An 18,769-nucleotide genomic window follows, 5' to 3' on the forward strand; every position below is an offset into this window, starting at 1 on the left:
TCCGGGTCCGCTCGCTGGCGCGAGCGTCCCGGAATGACTCCCCACACAACACGACTGTCATCCTGGGGCGCGCGTAGCGCTCCAGTCACGGGTGTCATTCCGGGGCGCTCACGAAGTGAGCGACCCCGGAATCCCGTAGTTATCTGGCACAGAGGTTCCGGGTTCGCGCTGCGCGCCCCGGAATGACTCGTTGAGAGTTCTACAGCGGCACGATCAGACCGTCACTCGCGGCCATGTGCGGGACGGTGTCGAGCTTGTGCAGCACCTCGTCGCCCATATGGGTGAGGATCACGCGCTTCGGGTTGATCTCCGGCAGATGCGTCTCGAGCGCCTTCAGGCTGATGTGGTTCTTCACCGTGCGATCGTAGGTGTAGGCCTCGCAGATGAACAGGTCGGCGTCGTGCGCGGCGGCGACGAGCTGATCGGTCCATTGCGTGTCGCCGCTATAGGCGAGGATGCGGCCTTCCGCTTCGATCCGATAGGCGAAGAACGGCCCGCCGGAATCGCCGTGGACGACCGGGAACGGCGTCACTGTTACGGCACCGAATTGTCGTGCGACGCCCGGCTCCAGTGCCAGTACTTGCAGATCGAAACTCGGCTTGGTGGCGGAGGAATGCTCGAACATCGCTTCCATCAGCCGCGTGAGGCGGATGTCGATGCCCTGCGGGCCGGCGATCACCAGCGGACGCTTGCGCTTGAGAAACTTGGCGTCGAGCATCAGGAACGGCAGTCCGCCGAAATGATCGCCGTGGAAATGCGTAATCAGGATCAGGTCGAGATCTTCGCGCAGGATGCCGTAGCGCTTCAGCGCCGGCATCGAGGTGGCGCCGCAGTCGATCAGGAAGTTGACGGTCTGGCCGGAAACGTGAAAGCAGGTGTTGAGGCGCCCACCGGAGCCGAGCGCGTCGCCACAGCCGACAAATCGTACCTGCATTTCGCGTTCCGTCGATCTGGCTCAGATGCCATCGCCCACGTCTAGGCTGTCTGTGCCCGGAACGTAACCCGTACCATCGCCGGATGCCGCGACCGTTGCGCGCAGGGACGATGCTGTTCGCCCCGGCGCGCATCTCACAGGCGCGGTCAGACCAGTTCGACCTTGCCGCTGGCCAGATCGTACACACCGCCGACCACCCGCAGTTTCTTGCTGCTCACCATGTCGGCGAGGATCGGTTTCGACTCCTGCAATTGCCGGACATTGGCCCGCACATTGGCGATCACCGCCTGATGCCGCAGATCGTCCTCCTTCTTCTGGAGGACCGGCTCGATGCCGGGCTTCATCGCCCGCACCAGATCGCCGATATGGCCCGGCAGGCCGTTGCCCTTCTGCAGCGCCGCGACGGTGGCGTTCACGGCGCCGCAATTGCTGTGGCCGAGCACCATGATCACCTTGGTGCCGAGCACGGCGGCGCCGTATTCGAGGCTGGCGAGGCCGTCCTGGGTGACGAAGTTGCCGGCGACGCGGACGACGAACAGGCTGCCCGGACCCTGATCGAACGCCAGCTCCGGCGCCACACGGGAATCGGCGCAGCCGAGGATCGCGGCGAACGGTGCCTGGCCTTCCGCCCGCGCGGCGCGGCCCGCGGAGAAGTCGCGCTCGCGCATCTGACCGGCGATGTAGCGCTCGTTGCCCTGCATCAGCTTGTCGAGCGCGGCGTCCGGCGTATCGCTCGGCGCATTCGCCTGGGTCTGCGCCCGCGCGGCGAGGGGCAGAGAGGCCGCAGCGAGAAGACCCAGCCCGCCGGCAACCAGGTTACGTCGCGACATGCTGCTCGAACACGTCTGGCACATTCCGTCTCTCCCTTGTTCGATCTGTTATCTGGGAGCGATGGTATTTGCGGAGTTTCGAGATGCGAAGAGACGTTTCTTCGCACGTGATGCGGGTATCAATATCGTGTTAATTGCGGCGGCAGGATTTGATGAAAATTCAGTGCGCCGTGAACGAGCTTCGCACCATCGCCGGATAGCGCAGCGCCTGCAGACCGCCGCGCCAGACGTAGTGCGACAACAGCGCGATCCACAGTCCGGTGTTGCCGAGCGGCCGCAGCGCGAACCACGATGCCAGGAACAGGACTAGCGACAGCAGCATCAGATTGCGCATCTCGCGCGCCCAGGTGGCGCCGATGAACACGCCGTCATAGGCGAACGCGAACACGCCGAGCATCGGCGCCAGCGTCACCAGCCAGAGATAATCGCGCGCGGTGCGACGCAGCTCCTCGTTCGAGGTGATGAAGTCGATCAGCATCGGGCCGGCGAGCGCGTAGATTGCGCTGACGACGAGCGCGAAGCCGAACCCCCACAGGATCACCAGCCGTGTGGCTTTGACGAAGCCGGCGCGGTCGCGGGCGCCGAGGGTGCGGCCGCAAAGCTGCTCGGCCGCATTGGCGAGGCCGTCGAGAAAGAACGCGCTGATCATCAGGAAGTTGTTGAGCACCGCGTTGGTGGCGAGTATCACGTCGCCGCCCTGCGCGCCCTGCGCGGTGAAGAACAGGAACACCGCGATCAGCGCCGCGGTGCGGATCATGATGTCGCGATTGACCGCGAACATCCGCTTCAGGCGATCCGGGTCCAGCAGCATCGCCCGCGGCACCTGGAACAGGCGGCGGCGTCGCGCCGCGATCGCCAATCCGATCAGCAGACCGGAGCCTTCGGCGATTACCGCGGCGATCGCGGCTCCGGCGATGCCGAAATCGAACCACAGCACCAATAGCACCGTGGCAATGATGTTGATCAGGTTGATGGCGATCTGCACCGCCAGCGCCAGCGTGGCGCGTGCCTGTCCGACCAGCCAGCCGAGGATCGCGAAATTGGCCAGCACCAGCGGTGCCGACCAGATCCGGATCGAGAAATAGGTGCCGGCTGCTGCGCTCACCGCGTCGCTGCCGCCCATCGCGCCGATCAGTACCGCGGCGAGCGGCGCCTGCAGGGCGATCAGCCCGAGCCCGATTGCGGCGGCGATCAGCAGCCCGCGTAGCAGGTGCGCCGGCACTTCGCGGGTCTCGCCGGCGCCGATCGCCTGAGCGGTGAACGCCAGCGTGCTCATCCGCAGGAATCCGAACAGCCAGAACAGGCAGTCGAACAGCACCGAGGCCATCGACACGCCGCCGAGCAGCGCGGCCTCGCCGAGCCGGCCGATTGCGGTGGTGGCGACGACGCCGAGCAGTGGCGTGGTCAGATTGGCGACCATCGCCGGCCCGGCGATGGAGAACACCTGCCGGGTGGTCACGGCCGAATTTGCGGACTCCACGGCGAGGCGCAGGCGGCCGTCAGCGTCCGCGCGGCGTGCTGAACAAGCGGCTGAGCAGCCAGATCGGGATCACGATCACGGCGCCGAGCAGGAAGTAGCGCCACAGCCCGCTGATCGCGTCGAATCCCAGCTCCCAGATCCGCTCGAACAGCAGCCGGATGCTGGTGACGATGTTCCACGGATCGAGGCCGATCGCCGCCAGCACGACGCCGACCAGGATCGACATCAGGATCAGGCGAAATGCCACCGCCATCGGCGAGCCGCCGAGGAAACGCGTCATCCTGTCGTCGTTGGCCGGCAGATCCCGGATGTCGTCTCGCATCGTCATGGTCCTCGCGCGCGTGGCTTGCGCATCATATTCGGTGCAGGGCAGATGGGGAACCGGCCGTTTGCCGTCAATGCCCGCGGGCGCCGGCCGGGTGCGGTTTCGCGGATTCCGCCTTCAGCATCCGCTCCAGTGTCTCGAGCCGGTCGGCATCCTTCGGCGGCTTGTCCCAGCGCAGCCGGCTGATGCGTGGAAACCGCATCGCCACGCCGGATTTATGGCGCGGCGAGCGCTGCAACCCTTCGAACGCCACTTCCAGCACCAGCCCCTTGTCGGGTTCGTGCACGACGTGGCGGACCGGGCCGAACTTCTCGGTGGTGTTGCGGCGGACGAAGCGGTCGATTTGCAGCAGCTCCTCGTCGGTGAAGCCGAAATACGCCTTGCCGACCGGTACGAGCTGATCGCCGCCATCGCCCTCGGTCCAGACCCCGAAGGTGTAGTCGGAATAATACGACGAGCGTTTGCCGTGGCCGCGTTGCGCATACATCAGCACGGCATCGATGATGTGCGGGTCATGCTTCCATTTCCACCACTGGCCCTTGGGGCGGCCGGGCAGATACGGCGCATCGCGCCGCTTCAGCATCACGCCTTCGACCGCGTCGGCATCGAGCCCAGCGCCGGCGCTTGCCGGATCGCGGCGCGCGGCACGGAGGCCATCCCAGTCGTCGAACGCGACCATCGGCGACAGATCGACCTTGGGATCGCCGAGCCGTGCGATGAAGGTTTCCAGCCGGGTGCGGCGTTCGGCGAACGGCAGCGTCCGCAGATCCTCGTCGCCGTCGCCGAGCAGGTCGTAGGCGCGCAGATGGATCGGATAGTCGTTCGTCAGCTTCGGCGTCACGCTTTTCCGGTTCAGCCGCTGCTGCAGCACGTTGAACGACTGCACGCGCTTGTCTCGCAGCACCAGCAGTTCGCCATCGATCGCACCCGGCAGGCGCAAGGACGGCAACAGATCGGGGAAACTCATGGTGATGTCTTCGCCGCTGCGCGAATACAGCCGCACCACGCAGTCGCCATGTTCGTTCAGGCCGCTGACGGCCTGGACGCGGATGCCGTCCCATTTCCATTCTGCGATGTAGTCGGCCGGGTCCATTCCGGCGAAGTCGGTGTCGTCGACCGCATGGGCCAGCATCACCGGGCGGAACGGCGCCGGATCGCGGCTCGCCGGCTGCGGACCGCGGCCTTCGAGCCAGGCGAACAGTTCGTCGTATGGCGGCTCGATGCCGGGCCACACCAGTTCGACATCGTGCGGATCCTTGTTGCCGAGCGCCGCAGCCGCGGTCTTGGCGAGCCGCGCCGATACCCCGATCCGCAAGCTCCCGGTCACCAGCTTCAGTAGCGCCCAGCGCCCAGTCTCGTCGAGTTCATCCAGCCAGCGCGCCAACCGCGCCGGCAGCTCGGCCTTGCCGAGACTATGCAGCGTGGTGACGATCTCGGTGAGCGTCGGCGGCGGGGGATTGTTGTGGCCGGTGTTCACTGAGCCCTCGGCAGAAGCGACGTCCTCTCCCGATGCACAGCGGACTCCCTCTCCCGCTTGCGGGAGAGGGTTGGGGTGAGGGCGCCCCGAGGATGGCGTCCCGGTGTGGACCCCCACCCCCGACCCCTCCCCGCAAGGGGGAGGGGAGTTGCGCTGCGCATGGGGCGAGGGCCACATCAGTGCCACCGTTTCGGACAAATCGCCGACGTAGTCGTAGGACAGGCCGAACAGCACTGGATCGGTGCGTTCGGCGATCAGGGCACGGATCAGGCCGGGCTTGGCGTGGCGGAACGACAATGCGCCGGTCAGCGCCGCCAGCGCCCAGCCGCGGTCGGGGTCTTCGACCGCGCGGAAGTAATTGGTGATCAGCCGCAGCTTGTTGTTGCGGCCTGGCTCGTAGCCGAGGCGGTCGAGCAGTTCGGCGAAGCGGTTCATGCGTCGTTCGCCTCATCGCCGGCCGGCATGCCGACGTCTTCGTCCTCGTCGCCATAGCCGACCAGATCAAGCGGCCGGGCAGCGAGGCCCTGCGACTTGCACCAATGCACCAGCGCGTCTTCCTGACCGTGGGTGACCCAGATTTCGCTGGCGCCGGTGGCTTTGATGGTGGCGGTCAGTCCGTCCCAATCGGCGTGGTCGGAGATCACCAGCGGCAGTTCGACGCCGCGCTGCCGGGCGCGGGCGCGCACCCGCATCCACCCCGAGGCGAACGCGGTGAGCGGATCGGGAAAGCGCCGCGTCCAGAGATCCGAGGTCGCCGACGGCGGTGCCAGCGTGATGGTGCCGGCCAGCTCCGCCTTCTTGACGCCCTTCACCGGGCGCAGCTCGCCCAGCGGCACCCCCTGCTCCGCATAGTAATGCGTGATCTTCTCCATCGCGCCGTGCAGATAGATCGGCGCGTCGTAGCCGGCCTGCCGGATCAGCGCGATCACCCGCTGCGCTTTGCCGAGCGAATAGGCGCCGACCAGATGCGCCCGCTCCGGAAACAGCGCGACGGAGTCGAGCAGCTTTCTGACTTCGCCAGCCGCGTCGGGATGCCGGAACACCGGCAGACCGAATGTCGCCTCGGTGATGAACACGTCGCACGGTACGATCTCGAACGGCGTGCAGGTCGGGTCCGGCGCGTCCTTGTAGTCACCCGACGCGACGATGCGGAGGTCGCCGGCCTCGACCGCGATCTGCGCCGAGCCGAGTACATGGCCGGCGGGATGAAACGTGACCGTGGTGTCGCCGAGCCGGATGACCTCGCCATACGCGACCTCCCGGGTCGCACCGGCAAAATTGTCGCCATAGCGCAGCCGCATCATGGCGAGCGTGGGCCGGGTCGCCAGCACGGCGCCGTGCCCGGCGCGGGCGTGATCTGAATGGCCATGGGTGATCAGCGCGCGCTCAACCGGCCGCACCGGATCAATGTGGAAACCGCCCGGCTTGCAGCACAGGCCGGCGGCGGTCGGCAGCAGGATGTCGTGCGGACGCATGCAGGCAATATAGGAAAGGCCGAACCGCAAACGAGCCCGGCCGTGCTTGTTCCGCGCAAACAAAAACCCCGGCCGCGAGGCCGGGGTTCGGTGTCGGTCGCTGCGGCGCGAAGATCAGTACTTCGCGACCACCGGCTGATTGAAGTGATAGTTGATGCCGGTGCGCAGCGTATGCTGGGTGACCTTGGTGGTGTTGATGCCGGTAGCACCGAACGCGTCGGTGGTCGAGCCGAGATCGACATAGAGATATTCGGTCTTCGAGGTCCAGTTCGGGCCGAGCAGGCCGAACAGCTGGAACGGAGTCTCGATGCCGGCGCCGGCTGCCCAGCCACCCTTGGTGGTCTTGAAGCTGTAGTTGCCGATGGCACTGACAATGTCGGTCTTGATGTTGCCATAGGCATAGCCGGCGGTGCCGTAGAACAGCGTCGAGCCGAGCGAGTAGCCGATACGGCCGCGCGCGGTTCCGAACCACGGCAGCTTGGCGTCGTAGAACACCGCCGGGCCCAGCACCGCGGCGCGCTGATCCTTCAGGGTCGAGCCCTGGAAGTCGGCTTCGACGCCGAACACCCAGTTCGCCGCCTGCCAGTTGTAGCCGATCTGACCGCCGCCGAAGAAGCCGTCCGGCGCCAGGTTGAAGGCGTCGGTCACGCCCGCGATCGTCACGCTGGAGCGGTCACGCGCGGTGGCGCCGCCGAAATTGCCGCCGATGTAAAGACCGGCCCAGTTCGCCGGCGGCGGCGTCACATACATGCCGTTGCCGCCGATCCGGTAGTTCAGGCCGACGCGGAAGATGCTCTCGCGCGCTTCGGTGCGCAGGCTCTGGTTGCCGAAGAAATCGGTCTGGTTCCCGAGATCGAGATACAGATACTCGATCTTGCCGCTCCAGTTACCGCCGAGCGCGGCTTCCACACCCGAACCGATCACCCAGCCGGAGCGGGTCTTGCTGTTTTCGAACGCCACAAGGCCGCCTTCGGTGACGGTCGTCTTAACGTTGCCAACCGCGTAACCGCCGGTGAAGTAGCCGAATGCCGGACCGCGCACGAGGCCGACGCGACCGCGGACAGTGCCGAACCAATCGAGCTTCTGATTGTAGTTGGTGGCGAGGCCGTTGAGCGAGGTGTAGCCATCGCTCATGCCGCTGCCCTGGATGTCGGCCTCGACGCCGATCAGCATCGGGCCAAACATCGAGCCGAACTGCCAGTTGTAGCCGATCTGGCCACCGCCGATAGCGCCCTGCGGTTGCAGATAGGTGGAGTTCAACGTGCCGGCGCCCGGATAGGAGTGGGTCTGCAGGTCGCGGCCCAGGCCGACGCCGACGTTGGCGCCGATGTAGAAGCCGGTCCAGTCGTAGACCGCGGCCACCGGGGCCTTCATGTAGGGAGCCTTGACGGCAAGGTCGGCCGCTTGGGCGCTGACGGCGGCGGTGCCAGCCAGGACGACGCCGGCGAGAATTCGTTTCATGGAAGGATCCCCTCTTCGATCTGGCGCGAAGATTATGGGCCGGCCGACGAGTCGTCTGTACCCGCGCGGCCACACTCGCTGAAATTCGCAGGTAAACAATTGATTGACGCCGAGAATTTCCAGCCGGGCAGGTTCCGCTGCGGCGACTCGTCGCTCTCCGATTGCCCGCCGCGCGGGAGAACCTTCGCCTCAGACGCGCAGAACAGCCGCATGCAATTCACAGAAGGGTTGCGGTCCGGGGTGGTTGTGCTCAGGATAGCGTGCCGCAGAAGCGAAACACGCCGCGGCAGAACGAGAACCGGACCTTTGCGATCCGGCACCAAGGGGAGAGAAACTCGATGAATCTACGCTACAGCTCCGTCCTCACCTCCGTGACGGCGATCGCGGCTTTGACGCTGGCCGTCGGTGCGGCGGCAGCGGCCGACAAGAAATACGATCCCGGCGCCAGCGACACCGAGATCAAGATCGGCCAGACCGTGCCGCATTCCGGGCCCGGCTCGCTGTACGGCGTGCTCGGCCGCGTCGGTGAAGCCTATTTCCAGATGCTCAACGAGAAGGGCGGCATCAACGGTCGCAAGGTCAAGTTCCTCACCCTCGACGATTCCTACAGCGCCCCGAAGGCGGTCGAGGCGACCCGCAAGCTGGTGGAGCAGGAGGAAGTGTTGGCGCTGTACGGCTCGCTCGGCACCGCCCCGCAAACGGCGGTGCATAAATACCTAAATTCCAAGAAGGTGCCGCAGCTTCTGCTGAACACCGGCGCGTCGAAGTGGAACGACCCGAAGAACTTCAAATGGACCATGGCGGGCCTGCCGCTGTATCCGACTGAAGCGCGGATTCTCGCCAAGCACGTCGTCGCGGTGAAGCCTGACGCCAAGATCGCGATCCTGTACCAGAACGACGATTTCGGCCGCGACTTCCTGGCGCCGTTCAAGAAGGTGCTGGAGGAGGCCGGCGGCAAGGCCAAGGTGGTGGCCGAAGCCAGCTACGACCTGACCGAGCCGACGATCGATTCGCAGATCATCAATCTGTCGAAGTCCGGTGCCGACGTGTTCTTCAACATCACCACCGGCAAGGCGACCTCGCAATCGATCCGCAAGATCTCCGAAGTCGGCTGGAAGCCGTTGCATCTGCTGTCGGCCGGATCGACGGGGCGCTCGATCCTCAACGCCGCCGGTCTGGAAAACTCCAAGGGCATCGTGGCGATCCGCTACTCGAAGGAAGTCGGCGTGCCGCGGTTCGAGAACGACCCGGAGGTGCAGGCGTTCGAGGCGTTCCGGGCCAAGTATCTGCCGAACGTCGACAAGGACAATACCATCGCCTATGCGGGCTATGGTCAGGCGGCGACGATGGCGGAGATCCTGCGGCGCTGCGGCGACAACCTGACCCGGGAAAACGTGCTGAAGCAGGCGTCAAACCTGAAGGGCTTCCATTCGCCCTATTTCCTCGACGGCATCACCTACAGCTACACTCCGGACGACTACACCCCGATGAAGACGCTCTACATCGCGACCTTCAACGGCTCCGATTGGGACATTTCCGACAAGCCGGTCACCGAATGACCATCGCTTGACACCCGATGTTGCTGCGAACGCCCGCCATCCCGGCGGGCGTTCTGGTTTTCGGCAGAACCTCTCCTGACAGTTCTTCTGCGTTGTGGCCGACCTCGACCGGCGCGGCCGCAATGCCTACTTTGGCAGAGTGAGCTTCGTCGATTCCGCCCCGTGCCCCGATCTGCTGCCCGAACTGTTCCGGCGCTGGTTCGCCGCGCGCGGCTGGGCGCCGCGCGATCATCAGCTCGCACTATTGGAAAGAGCTCGCACCCAGCGCTCGGCGCTGCTGATCGCCCCGACCGGCGCCGGCAAGACGCTGGCCGGATTTTTGCCGACGCTTGTCGAGTTGAGCGCGCCGCGGCCCGCAAACCTCTCCTCGCTTGCCGGGAGAGTTCGAACGGCCGGCGAAGCCGGTCGGTCGGGTCAGGGGGCTGATGAGCCTCCGCTCGACGAAGCTGCGCGTGATGCCGAGACGCCCCCTCATCCGTCGCGAGCTGCGCTTGCCGCGCCACCTTCTCCCCGCACGCGGGGGGAAGGATTGGCGCCGCGCTCCGGCGGTCTGCATACCCTGTACATCTCGCCGCTCAAGGCACTCGCGGTCGACATCGCCCGCAATCTCGAAGCCCCGATCGGCGAGATGAAGCTGTCGATCCGGGTCGAAACCCGCACCGGCGACACCCCGGTGTCGCGGCGCACCCGGCAGCGCAAATATCCGCCCGACATCCTGCTGACCACGCCCGAGCAACTCGCGCTGCTGCTCGCCTCCGACGATGCGCCGTATCTGTTCGGCAGCTTGCGGCGCATCGTGCTCGACGAGCTGCACGCGCTGGTGACCTCGAAGCGCGGCGATCTGCTGTCGCTCGGTCTTGCCCGGCTGTGGCGGATCGCCCCGCAGCTCCGCGCCATCGGCCTGTCGGCGACGGTGGCCGATCCGGGCGAACTCGCGCGCTTCCTGGTGCCGCAGCCCGACGGCACACCGGAGTCGGCCGACATCGTGGTCGCCAGCGGCGCGGCGCAACCGATCGTCGAGATGCTGGATACCAGGGAGCGGTTGCCGTGGGCCGGGCATTCGGCGCGGCACGCGCTGCCCGAAATCTACGACCTGATCCGGCGCAACACCACGACGCTGGTGTTCGTCAACACCCGCAGCCAGGCCGAGATGCTGTTTCAGGAGCTGTGGCGGATCAACGACGACAATCTGGCAATCGCGCTGCATCACGGTTCGCTCGACGTCGCGCAGCGCCGCAAGGTCGAGGACGCGATGTCGGCCGGCCGGTTGCGCGGCGTGGTGTGCACCTCGTCGCTCGATCTCGGAATCGACTGGGGCGATGTCGATCTCGTCGTCAATGTCGGCGCACCGAAAGGCTCGTCGCGGCTGATGCAGCGGATCGGCCGCGCCAATCACCGGCTGGATGAAGCCTCGCGCGCCGTGCTGGTGCCGGCCAATCGGTTCGAAGTGCTGGAATGCGCCGCCGCGATCGATGCCGTCGCCGAGAACGCGCAGGATACACCGCCGCAGCGCACCGGCGCGCTCGACGTGCTGGCGCAGCACATCCTCGGCTGCGCCTGCGGCGAGCCGTTCTTGGCCGATGATTTGTATGCCGAGATCCGCAGCGCCGCGCCTTACGCGGATCTGCCGCGCGCCGATTTCGACGACACCCTCGATTTCGTCGCCACCGGCGGTTACGCTCTGAAGAGCTACGAGCGCTTCGCCCGCATCAAGCAGGACAAGCAGGGCAAATGGCGCGTCGCCAATCCGAAGGTGCGGCAGGCCTATCGGCTCAACGTCGGCACCATCGTCGAGGAGGCGATGCTGAAGGTGAAGCTGGTGCGCTCGGCCAAGTCGAAGGGCAGCGGCCATACCGGCGCGATCGCGCGCGGCGGCCGGATGCTCGGCCAGATCGAGGAGTACTTCATCGAGGGTCTGACGCCCGGCGACACCTTCGTGTTCGGCGGCGAGGTGGTGCGCTACGAGGCGCTGGTGGAGGATCAGGTCTACGTCTCGCGCGCGAACGACAAGGACGCGCGGGTGCCGTCCTACATGGGCGGCAAGTTCCCGCTGTCGACCTATCTGGCCGAACGCGTCCGCGGCCTGCTCGCCGACAAGCGGACCTGGAAGGGGCTTCCCGACCAGGTCCGCGATTGGCTGGCGCTGCAGACCAAGGCGTCGCGCGTGCCGGGGCGCAGCGAGCTGGTGGTCGAGACGTTTCCGCGCGCTGCCAAGTACTATCTGGTGTGCTACCCGTTCGAGGGGCGGCTCGCGCATCAGACGCTCGGCATGCTGCTGACGCGGCGGCTGGAACGCGCCCGCGCCCGGCCGCTCGGCTTCGTCGCCAACGAATACGCGCTGGCGGTGTGGGGGCTCGGTGATACGTCGCAGATGATCCGGCACGGCCGGCTCGATCTCGACGCGCTGTTCGATCCCGACATGCTGGGCGACGATCTCGAAGCCTGGCTGGCCGAATCGGCGCTGATGAAGCGTACCTTCCGCTACGCGGCGATCATCTCCGGACTGATCGCGCGGCGCTTCGCCGGCGAGGAGAAGAGCCGCCGGCAGGTACTGTTCTCGACCGACCTCGTTTACGACGTGCTCAACAAGCACCAGCCGGACCATGTGCTGCTCCGCGCTGCCCGCGCCGACGCCGCCACCGGCCTGCTCGATCTGCGCCGCCTCAGTGATATGCTAACGCGAATCAGAGGGCACATCGTCCACAAGGAACTCGACCGGGTTTCACCTCTCGCTGTGCCGGTCATGCTGGAAATCGGCCGCGAAGCCGTGTACGGCGAAGCCAGTGACGAACTGCTCGCCGAAGCCGCCGACGAACTGGTGCGCGAGGCGATGGAAGGTCCGTCAAGGCGTAGGATGGGTTGAGCGCAAGCAAACCCATCGCGCCGTGCACTGCACTATCCGTCATGCCCGGGCTCGTCCCGGGCATCCACGAATACAGCATTCCCCCGAGCTCATCGTGGATGGCCGGGACAAGCCCGGCCATGACGACAATGGTTCCCGATCCGCTCCCGATCACCGATTGCAGCGTCGCCATCGCCGGCGCTACGTTCGTCGCCGATCTGTCCGGTGCGCTGTACTGGGAAGACGAGCGGCTGCTGGTCGTGTCCGATCTGCATCTGGAAAAAGGCTCCAGCTACGCGATGCGCGGCGTGCTGCTGCCGCCCTACGACACGGTGGCGACGCTCGGCCGATTAGGTGAGGTGATCGTGCGGTTCGATCCGCGCTGCGTGATCGCGCTCGGCGACAGCTTTCATGATCGCGATGCGCATCATCGGCTGTCCGATGCCAACCGTGATATTCTCACCGCGCTGCAGGCGCGGCGCGACTGGATCTGGATCGCCGGCAACCACGATTCCGAGCTGCCGTGCAGCCTCGGCGGCAGCGTCGCGGCCGAAGTGCTGATCGGCGACGTCGCGTTCCGTCACGAGCCGACTGGCGCCTGCGGCGAGATCGCCGGCCATCTGCACCCGAAAGCGCGGGTCAGTCGCCGCGGCCGCAGCATCGAGCGCCGCTGCTTTGCCGGCGACGGCATGCGCGTGGTGATGCCGGCATTCGGCGCCTATACGGGCGGCCTCAACATTCGCGATGCGGCCTTCGCGCGATTGTTCGGCGGCGCGGCTTTCACCGCCCATGTGCTCGGCGACAATCGCCTCCACGCCATCGCCGCCGCGCGCTGCTGCTGACCCCATAACAATCCTCGATACTACTATCCACGAGATAACTATCCACGAGTCATTCCGGGGCGCTCACGAAGTGAGCGAACCCGGAATCTCTCTTTGCAATAATCTCGGGATTCCAGGTTCGCTTGCTACGCAAGCGCCCCGGAATGACAGCGAGGAAGAAGGATCACGCCACCTTGGCGTGGATCTGGTCGCAGAATTCGGCGAGCGTTTCGGCAAGACGCAGCGTCGCCGGGCTGGCTTGCGGGCCGGCGATCAGGGCGAGTTCGGTGCGGTCGATCGGCGGGAAACCGTCGCGCGCCGTCAGCTTGCGGTGGTCGGCCTGGATCGAAATCTCCGACAGGATCGACAGACCGAGCCCGGCCGCGACCGCGGCTTGAATCCCGGCGAGGCTGGAGCTGGTATAGGCCATGTGCCAGCGCCGGCCCGTGGTTTCGATCGCGTGGATCGCACGGGTGCGATACAGGCAACCGCCGGGAAAGAAGATCAGCGGCACCGAACTGGCTTTGGCGTTGCACGGGTGGTTCTTGCTGTTCACCCAGTAAACCCGCTCCGGCCACACCGCGATCGCGCCGCTGCCGCCGGTCTCGCGCTTCAGCAGCGCGAGATCGAGGTCGCCACGTTCGAGATCGCGCTTCAGATTCAGGCTCTGGTCGGCGCGGACGTCGAGCCGCAGCCCGGGGCGCGCCCGCGAGAAGCTGCCGAGCAGCCGCGGCAACCGGTAGAGCGCGAAATCTTCCGGTATTCCCAGCCGAACCGCGCCCTCGTTGCCCGGCCGCGCCACCACGTCGCGCGCCTCTTCGGCGAGCGCCAGCAGGCGCCGCGCGTAGGACAACAGCCGTTCGCCGGCCTCGGTCGGGATCACGTCCTTGCCGCTGCGGTCGAGCAGTTGCCGGCCGAGATCGTCTTCCAGCCGCTTGATCTGCTGACTCACCGTCGACTGCGTCCGGTGCACACGCTCGCCGGCGCGGGTGAAGCCGCCGGCTTCCACCACCGAGACGAAACTGCGCAGCAATTCGAGGTCGAGCACCGGCTGCTCACTATTTGAAATTCCACTGACATCGATCTTATCATTTAATTTCCAGATGACAACGCGCGCGCCTAGATCGGAGTGGTGTTCAGGAGGCTACGATGTCGCTCGCGCCCACCACCTCGCTCATCACCCCCACATTCAACACCCGCCCGTTGCAGATCGCGCTGTTCTGCGCGCTGTGGAGCTTTGCGTTCGTGGCCGGCAAGGCCGGCGTCGCCGACTGTCCGCCGTTGATCCTGCTGGCCGGACGGTTCACGCTCGCCGGCGTGCTGATTCTCGGGCTGTCGGCGCTGATGCGCGAGCATTGGAATCTGCGCCCGCGCGACATCGCGCTCTGCGCGCTGCTGGGCGTCATCAACAACGCGCTGTATCTCGGCCTCGGTTATATCGGTCTGCAGACCGTCTCGGCCGGCATCGGCGGACTGATCGTCAGCGCCAATCCGGTGTTCACCGCGGTGCTGGCGGCGCTGGTGCTGCACGAGGCATTGACCTGGCGAAAGGTCGTCGGCCTGGTGCTCGGCGTCGCCGGGGTCGCCTTCATCGTCTGGCACCGCATCGCGATCGGCACCGAGGCGTGGCACGGCGTCGGCTTCACGCTGGCTTCGCTGGCGTCGATCGTCGCCGGCACCATTCTGTTCAAGCGCCTGGCGCCGCACGGCAGCCTGTGGATCGGCAACGGCATTCAGAATCTCGCCGCGGGACTGGTGCTGACGCCGCTCGCTTTCTCGCTGTCGAGCGTCGGCGACATCGTGCCGAGCTGGCGGCTTGCAGGCGCCTTCGCGTTCCTGGTGCTCGGCGGTTCGATCGTCGCCTATTGGCTGTGGTTTCGCCTGCTGACGCTGTACGGCGCGACTGCCGCCAGCGCTTGGCATTTCGTGATGCCGCCGCTGGCGATGCTGTTCGCCTGGCTGGCGCTGGGTGAATTGATCGACCTCCGCGATCTGCTCGGCGTCATCCCGGTGGCGATCGGGATCTATCTGGTCACGCGGCCGGTCCGGCGAGGCACGCAGGCGGCTTGAGCCGCGGTGTCGCTGCATTGCCGGAACCGGCCGGTCTCGGCTACGTTGAGATCGAGATCGGCGAGCCGGGGACCGAGTGTGAAGCACAGCGCCAGAGGCGATGCCGAAGACCCCGCTTCTTTCGGGTCTGGGGTCGGCGACGTCCCCAAGGTTCAGCGGCTCGAGACATTTCGGCTCCGCGGCTTCTTCAAGACGCTCGGGCCGGGCCTGATCACCGGCGCTTCCGACGACGATCCTTCCGGCATCGGCACCTACAGCCAGGCGGGCGCACAGCTGGGCTACGGCATCAGCTGGACGATGCTGCTGACCTTTCCGCTGATGGTGGCGATCCAGGAGATCTCCGGCCGGGTCGGCCGCGTCACCGGACACGGCATCGCCGGCAACGTCTGTCGGCACTATTCCGGCAAACTGCTGGCGGCGATTGTCGTGCTGCTGTTCACCGCCAACACCATCAACATCGCTGCCGACCTCGCCGCAATGGCCGACGCCACCAAGCTTCTGGTCGGCGGCCACCCGCTGCTCTATGTGGTGGCGTTCGGCGCGATCTCGGTTCTGGCGCAGGTCTTCTTCGACTACAAACGCTACGTGGCGGTGCTGAAATGGCTGACGCTGTGTCTGTTCGCCTATGTCGGCGCGCTGGCGGTGGCGAAGGTGGACTGGCCGCAGGCCGCCGCTGGCGTGCTGATCCCGCAGCTCACCTGGAGCAGCGGTTATCTCACCACCATCGTGGCGATCCTCGGCACCACGATCTCGCCGTATCTGTTCTTCTGGCAGGCCTCGCAGGAGGCCGAGGACGAGCGGATCGATCCGCACAAGAAGCCGCTGACGAAATCGCCGCAGGATGCGCCGCGGGAATTCCAGCGCATCCGGGCCGACACCATCGTTGGCATGGCGTTCTCGAATCTGATCGCGCTGGCGATCATCATCACGGCGGCCGCGACCCTGCACGCCAGCGGCCGGACTGACATCGAGACCTCGGCTCAGGCCGCCGAAGCGCTGAAGCCGATCGCCGGTCCGTTCGCCGAATGGATCTTCGCGCTCGGCATCGTCGGCACCGGCCTGCTGGCGATCCCGGTGCTGGCCGGCTCCGCCGCCTATGCGGTCGGCGAGGGACGGCGCTGGCCGGTCGGTCTGGCGCGCAAGCCGAAGCAGGCGGTGGCGTTCTACAGCGTGCTGGCGCTGTCGGCGGTGCTCGGCATCGCCATCAACTTCGCGCCGATCAATCCGATCTCGGCGCTGTATTGGAGCGCGGTGATCAATGGCGTGCTCGCGGTGCCGGTGATGGTGCTGTTGATGCTGATCGCGCGGCGCCGCGACGTGATGCACCGCTTCACCGTGGGCGGCCCGCTGTATTGGCTCGGCTGGCTGTCGACTGCCGCGATGGGGCTCAGCGTCATCGCGATGGCGGTGGGGTATTTGCTTTAACGGGCCCCACACGCCGTCATTCCGGGGCGGTCGCGAAGCGACCGAGCCCGGAATACCGAAGTTATCAGGCCGAGAGGCCGGCACACGTGGCGCTGCCGGGTGCCCTGAATCTCGAGATTCCAGGTTCGCTCGCTGCCGCAAGCGCCCCGGAATGACCGGGCGCCATTAATCCCGTCGGAACACGACCGACGCCAGCCAGCCGGTGGCCAGCGCCATCAGGGCGGTGACCAGGCCGTAGATGATGCCGTGCTGGCGCGCCGCGGTGGCGACGAACTGCTCGAAGCCGATCTTGGCGATCTCGAACGAGGTGTCGGTCTCGGTCAGCAGCTCGCCGGCCGCAAACAGCTTGATCGAGATTTCGTAGCTGCCAATCGGCACCTCGGCCGGCAGCGGAATTCCAGTGCGGAACAGCGTCGGGGTGAGAAATTTCACCGCCGCCGCATCTTCACGATACAGCTTGTTGTCCTCGCGCAACCGGACGAACGCCTGGCGGAACTGGTCGTCGGCGACGACGTCGGCATAGTCGGTGCCGATCCGCTGCGTCAGAAGGACGTGATTGATGCCGAGCTGCTGACGCCGTCGCACCTCGAGCGGCGCGATCGCGTCGATCGGCCGATTGGCGAACACCGCCAGATAGCTCGGCACCATCAGGAATTCGCGGGAGTCGGTGTTGATCCAGATCCCGAATTTGCGTTCCTTGCGCCGCGTCACCATGTTGGCGCGCGGACCGAGCACGGTGACCACCAGGTCGTATTTGGCCTGGTCGGTGAACGCCGGATGGTCCTTCTCGATGGCGCCGAACAGCACCAGTTCGCCGCCCGAATAGTTCGGCGTCACGGTGACGCGGGCGTTGGAGACCGACACGATCAGGCGCTCGGCCTTGGCCGGCGAGGCCGACGGCAGCAGTGCCGCCAGCAGCGCGGCAGCGGCGAGGGCACGGAGCGATGCGAACCGCCGCACCATCACGCCGGGCCCAGTTCGCGCAGCGTGAACAGCTCGGCGGGCCGGATGCCGAGTTCGATCGCGAACCGGATGCCGACCGCCAGCACCAGCAGGCCGAGCAGCAGCCGGAGCTGTTCGCCGCGGATACGCTGGCCGGCGCGGGCGCCGAATTGCGCGCCGGCGACACCCCCGATCATCAGGATCAGCGCCAGTACGGCGTCGACGAGATGGCTGGTCGCGGCATGCAGCACGGTGGCGATCAGCATCGTCGCCAGGGTCAGCACCATCGAGGTTCCGACCACGGTGCTGGTCGGCACCCGGAGCAGATAGATCAGCATCGGCACCAGGAGGAACCCGCCGCCGACGCCCATCACCGCGCCGATGAACCCGATCATCACCCCAATCGCGATCACCGGCAGGACCGACAGATAGATCTTGGAGCGCTTGAACCGGACCTTGAACGGCAGCGCGTACAGCCAGTTGCGGTTGCCGGAGCGGCCCGGCAGCGCCACCTCGCCGCGGCTGGTGCGGCGGATCGCGCGGATGCCTTCGGACACCATCAAGCCGCCGACTGCGGTCAGCAGCACGACGTAGGACAGCGCGATCACCAGGTCGAGCTGGCCGACCGAACGCATCAGCACGAAGAACCAGACGCCGAGCCCGGTGCCGGCGATGCCGCCGCATAGCAGGATGAAGGCGAGCAGCGGATCGATCGCACGGCGCCGCCAGTATGACAGCGCGCCGGAGAACGATGACGCCGCCATGTGGCTGGTCACCGAGGCCACCGCGACCGCGGGCGAGATGCCGATGAAGATCAGCAGCGGGGTCATCAGGAAGCCGCCGCCGACCCCGAACATCCCGGACACGAACCCGACCGCGGCGCCCATCGCCAGGACGAGCAGGACGTTGACCGGGAGATCGGCGATCGGGAGATAAAGTTGCACGCGCGGTTCGCTTCGGAGTTCTCGCTGTGACGACGGCATCCCCGGGCTGCCGCTTCGGCGTGGAGATGCTCCTAGTCGGTGATCTGGCGCGGATCCGGGCCGCACGCCGAACTGCGGCCCGTCCGATACGCCTCTGCATAGCCGAAATTAGTTCGCACCGGGATTCCAGATTCTGTCGCGGGCC

Annotated in this window: 15 protein-coding genes; 5 read left to right on the top strand and 10 right to left on the bottom strand. The window is 66.4% G+C overall.

The genetic code is table 11. The features are described 5' to 3' along the window. Positions 1–199 precede the first annotated feature (199 nt). The 7 genes from FLL57_RS00155 to FLL57_RS00185 form a co-directional block, all read right to left on the bottom strand. The gene (locus FLL57_RS00155) at positions 200–934 is read right to left on the bottom strand and encodes an MBL fold metallo-hydrolase (protein WP_047307698.1); all 735 of its coding nucleotides are present in this window, start codon (positions 932–934) and stop codon (positions 200–202) included. 146 nt (positions 935–1,080) lie between these two features. Then, positions 1,081–1,788, bottom strand: a complete 708-nt coding sequence (locus FLL57_RS00160) for a carbonic anhydrase (RefSeq protein WP_047307699.1) — start codon at positions 1,786–1,788, stop codon at positions 1,081–1,083. A gap of 136 nt (positions 1,789–1,924) precedes the next feature. Next, a complete protein-coding gene (locus tag FLL57_RS00165; protein ID WP_235677286.1) occupies positions 1,925–3,184 on the bottom strand; it encodes an MATE family efflux transporter in 1,260 nt (419 codons plus the stop codon). Between the two features lie 79 nt (positions 3,185–3,263). After that, positions 3,264–3,566 carry a DUF6460 domain-containing protein gene (locus FLL57_RS00170; protein WP_013500748.1) on the bottom strand — a complete coding sequence of 101 codons (303 nt, stop codon included), beginning with the start codon at positions 3,564–3,566 and terminating at the stop codon, positions 3,264–3,266. Positions 3,567–3,639: 73 nt separating this feature from the next. Beyond that, entirely contained in the window at positions 3,640–5,481 is a 1,842-nt protein-coding gene (locus tag FLL57_RS00175; protein ID WP_142881823.1) for an ATP-dependent DNA ligase, read from the bottom strand. Continuing rightward, positions 5,478–6,521, bottom strand: a complete 1,044-nt coding sequence (locus tag FLL57_RS00180) for a ligase-associated DNA damage response exonuclease (RefSeq protein ID WP_142881824.1) — start codon at positions 6,519–6,521, stop codon at positions 5,478–5,480. Before FLL57_RS00180 ends, FLL57_RS00175 begins: the two co-directional genes overlap by 4 nt. 114 nt (positions 6,522–6,635) lie before the next feature. Next, positions 6,636–7,982: an outer membrane protein gene (locus tag FLL57_RS00185; protein ID WP_142881825.1), complete on the bottom strand. Its 1,347-nt coding sequence runs from the start codon at positions 7,980–7,982 to the stop codon at positions 6,636–6,638. Between the two features lie 338 nt (positions 7,983–8,320). Between FLL57_RS00185 and FLL57_RS00190 the strand changes: the two genes are divergently transcribed. The 3 genes from FLL57_RS00190 to pdeM all read left to right on the top strand — a co-directional run bounded on the left by FLL57_RS00190 (position 8,321) and on the right by pdeM (position 13,225). Then, entirely contained in the window at positions 8,321–9,541 is a 1,221-nt protein-coding gene (locus FLL57_RS00190; protein WP_013500752.1) for an ABC transporter substrate-binding protein, read from the top strand. A gap of 139 nt (positions 9,542–9,680) precedes the next feature. Further along, positions 9,681–12,404, top strand: a complete 2,724-nt coding sequence (locus tag FLL57_RS00195) for a ligase-associated DNA damage response DEXH box helicase (protein ID WP_235677185.1) — start codon at positions 9,681–9,683, stop codon at positions 12,402–12,404. Positions 12,405–12,532: 128 nt separating this feature from the next. Further along, positions 12,533–13,225 (top strand): ligase-associated DNA damage response endonuclease PdeM, encoded by a 693-nt coding sequence (gene pdeM / locus FLL57_RS00200; RefSeq protein WP_142884139.1) that lies wholly within the window; start codon positions 12,533–12,535, stop codon positions 13,223–13,225. Positions 13,226–13,388: 163 nt separating this feature from the next. On the opposite strand, the gene FLL57_RS00205 is transcribed toward pdeM, so the two are convergent. Beyond that, positions 13,389–14,252: a LysR family transcriptional regulator gene (locus tag FLL57_RS00205; RefSeq protein ID WP_142881826.1), complete on the bottom strand. Its 864-nt coding sequence runs from the start codon at positions 14,250–14,252 to the stop codon at positions 13,389–13,391. A gap of 101 nt (positions 14,253–14,353) precedes the next feature. On the opposite strand from FLL57_RS00205, the gene FLL57_RS00210 reads away from it, so the two are divergent. Together FLL57_RS00210 and FLL57_RS00215 are read left to right on the top strand one after the other, a co-directional pair. Further along, positions 14,354–15,274, top strand: a complete 921-nt coding sequence (locus FLL57_RS00210) for a DMT family transporter (RefSeq protein ID WP_142881827.1) — start codon at positions 14,354–14,356, stop codon at positions 15,272–15,274. Between the two features lie 78 nt (positions 15,275–15,352). Beyond that, positions 15,353–16,699: an Nramp family divalent metal transporter gene (locus FLL57_RS00215; protein WP_142881828.1), complete on the top strand. Its 1,347-nt coding sequence runs from the start codon at positions 15,353–15,355 to the stop codon at positions 16,697–16,699. A 165-nt stretch (positions 16,700–16,864) separates the two neighbouring features. Here the strand turns inward: FLL57_RS00215 and FLL57_RS00220 are convergent, their stop codons facing one another. Together FLL57_RS00220 and FLL57_RS00225 are read right to left on the bottom strand one after the other, a co-directional pair. Continuing rightward, positions 16,865–17,662 (bottom strand): TIGR02186 family protein, encoded by a 798-nt coding sequence (locus tag FLL57_RS00220; RefSeq protein WP_013500758.1) that lies wholly within the window; start codon positions 17,660–17,662, stop codon positions 16,865–16,867. Next, positions 17,662–18,585 (bottom strand): sulfite exporter TauE/SafE family protein, encoded by a 924-nt coding sequence (locus FLL57_RS00225; protein ID WP_041807692.1) that lies wholly within the window; start codon positions 18,583–18,585, stop codon positions 17,662–17,664. Before FLL57_RS00225 ends, FLL57_RS00220 begins: the two co-directional genes overlap by 1 nt. Between the last annotated feature and the right edge of the window lie 184 nt (positions 18,586–18,769).

It is taken from the genome of Rhodopseudomonas palustris, assembly GCF_007005445.1.
GTDB classification, from domain to species: domain Bacteria; phylum Pseudomonadota; class Alphaproteobacteria; order Rhizobiales; family Xanthobacteraceae; genus Rhodopseudomonas; species Rhodopseudomonas palustris_G.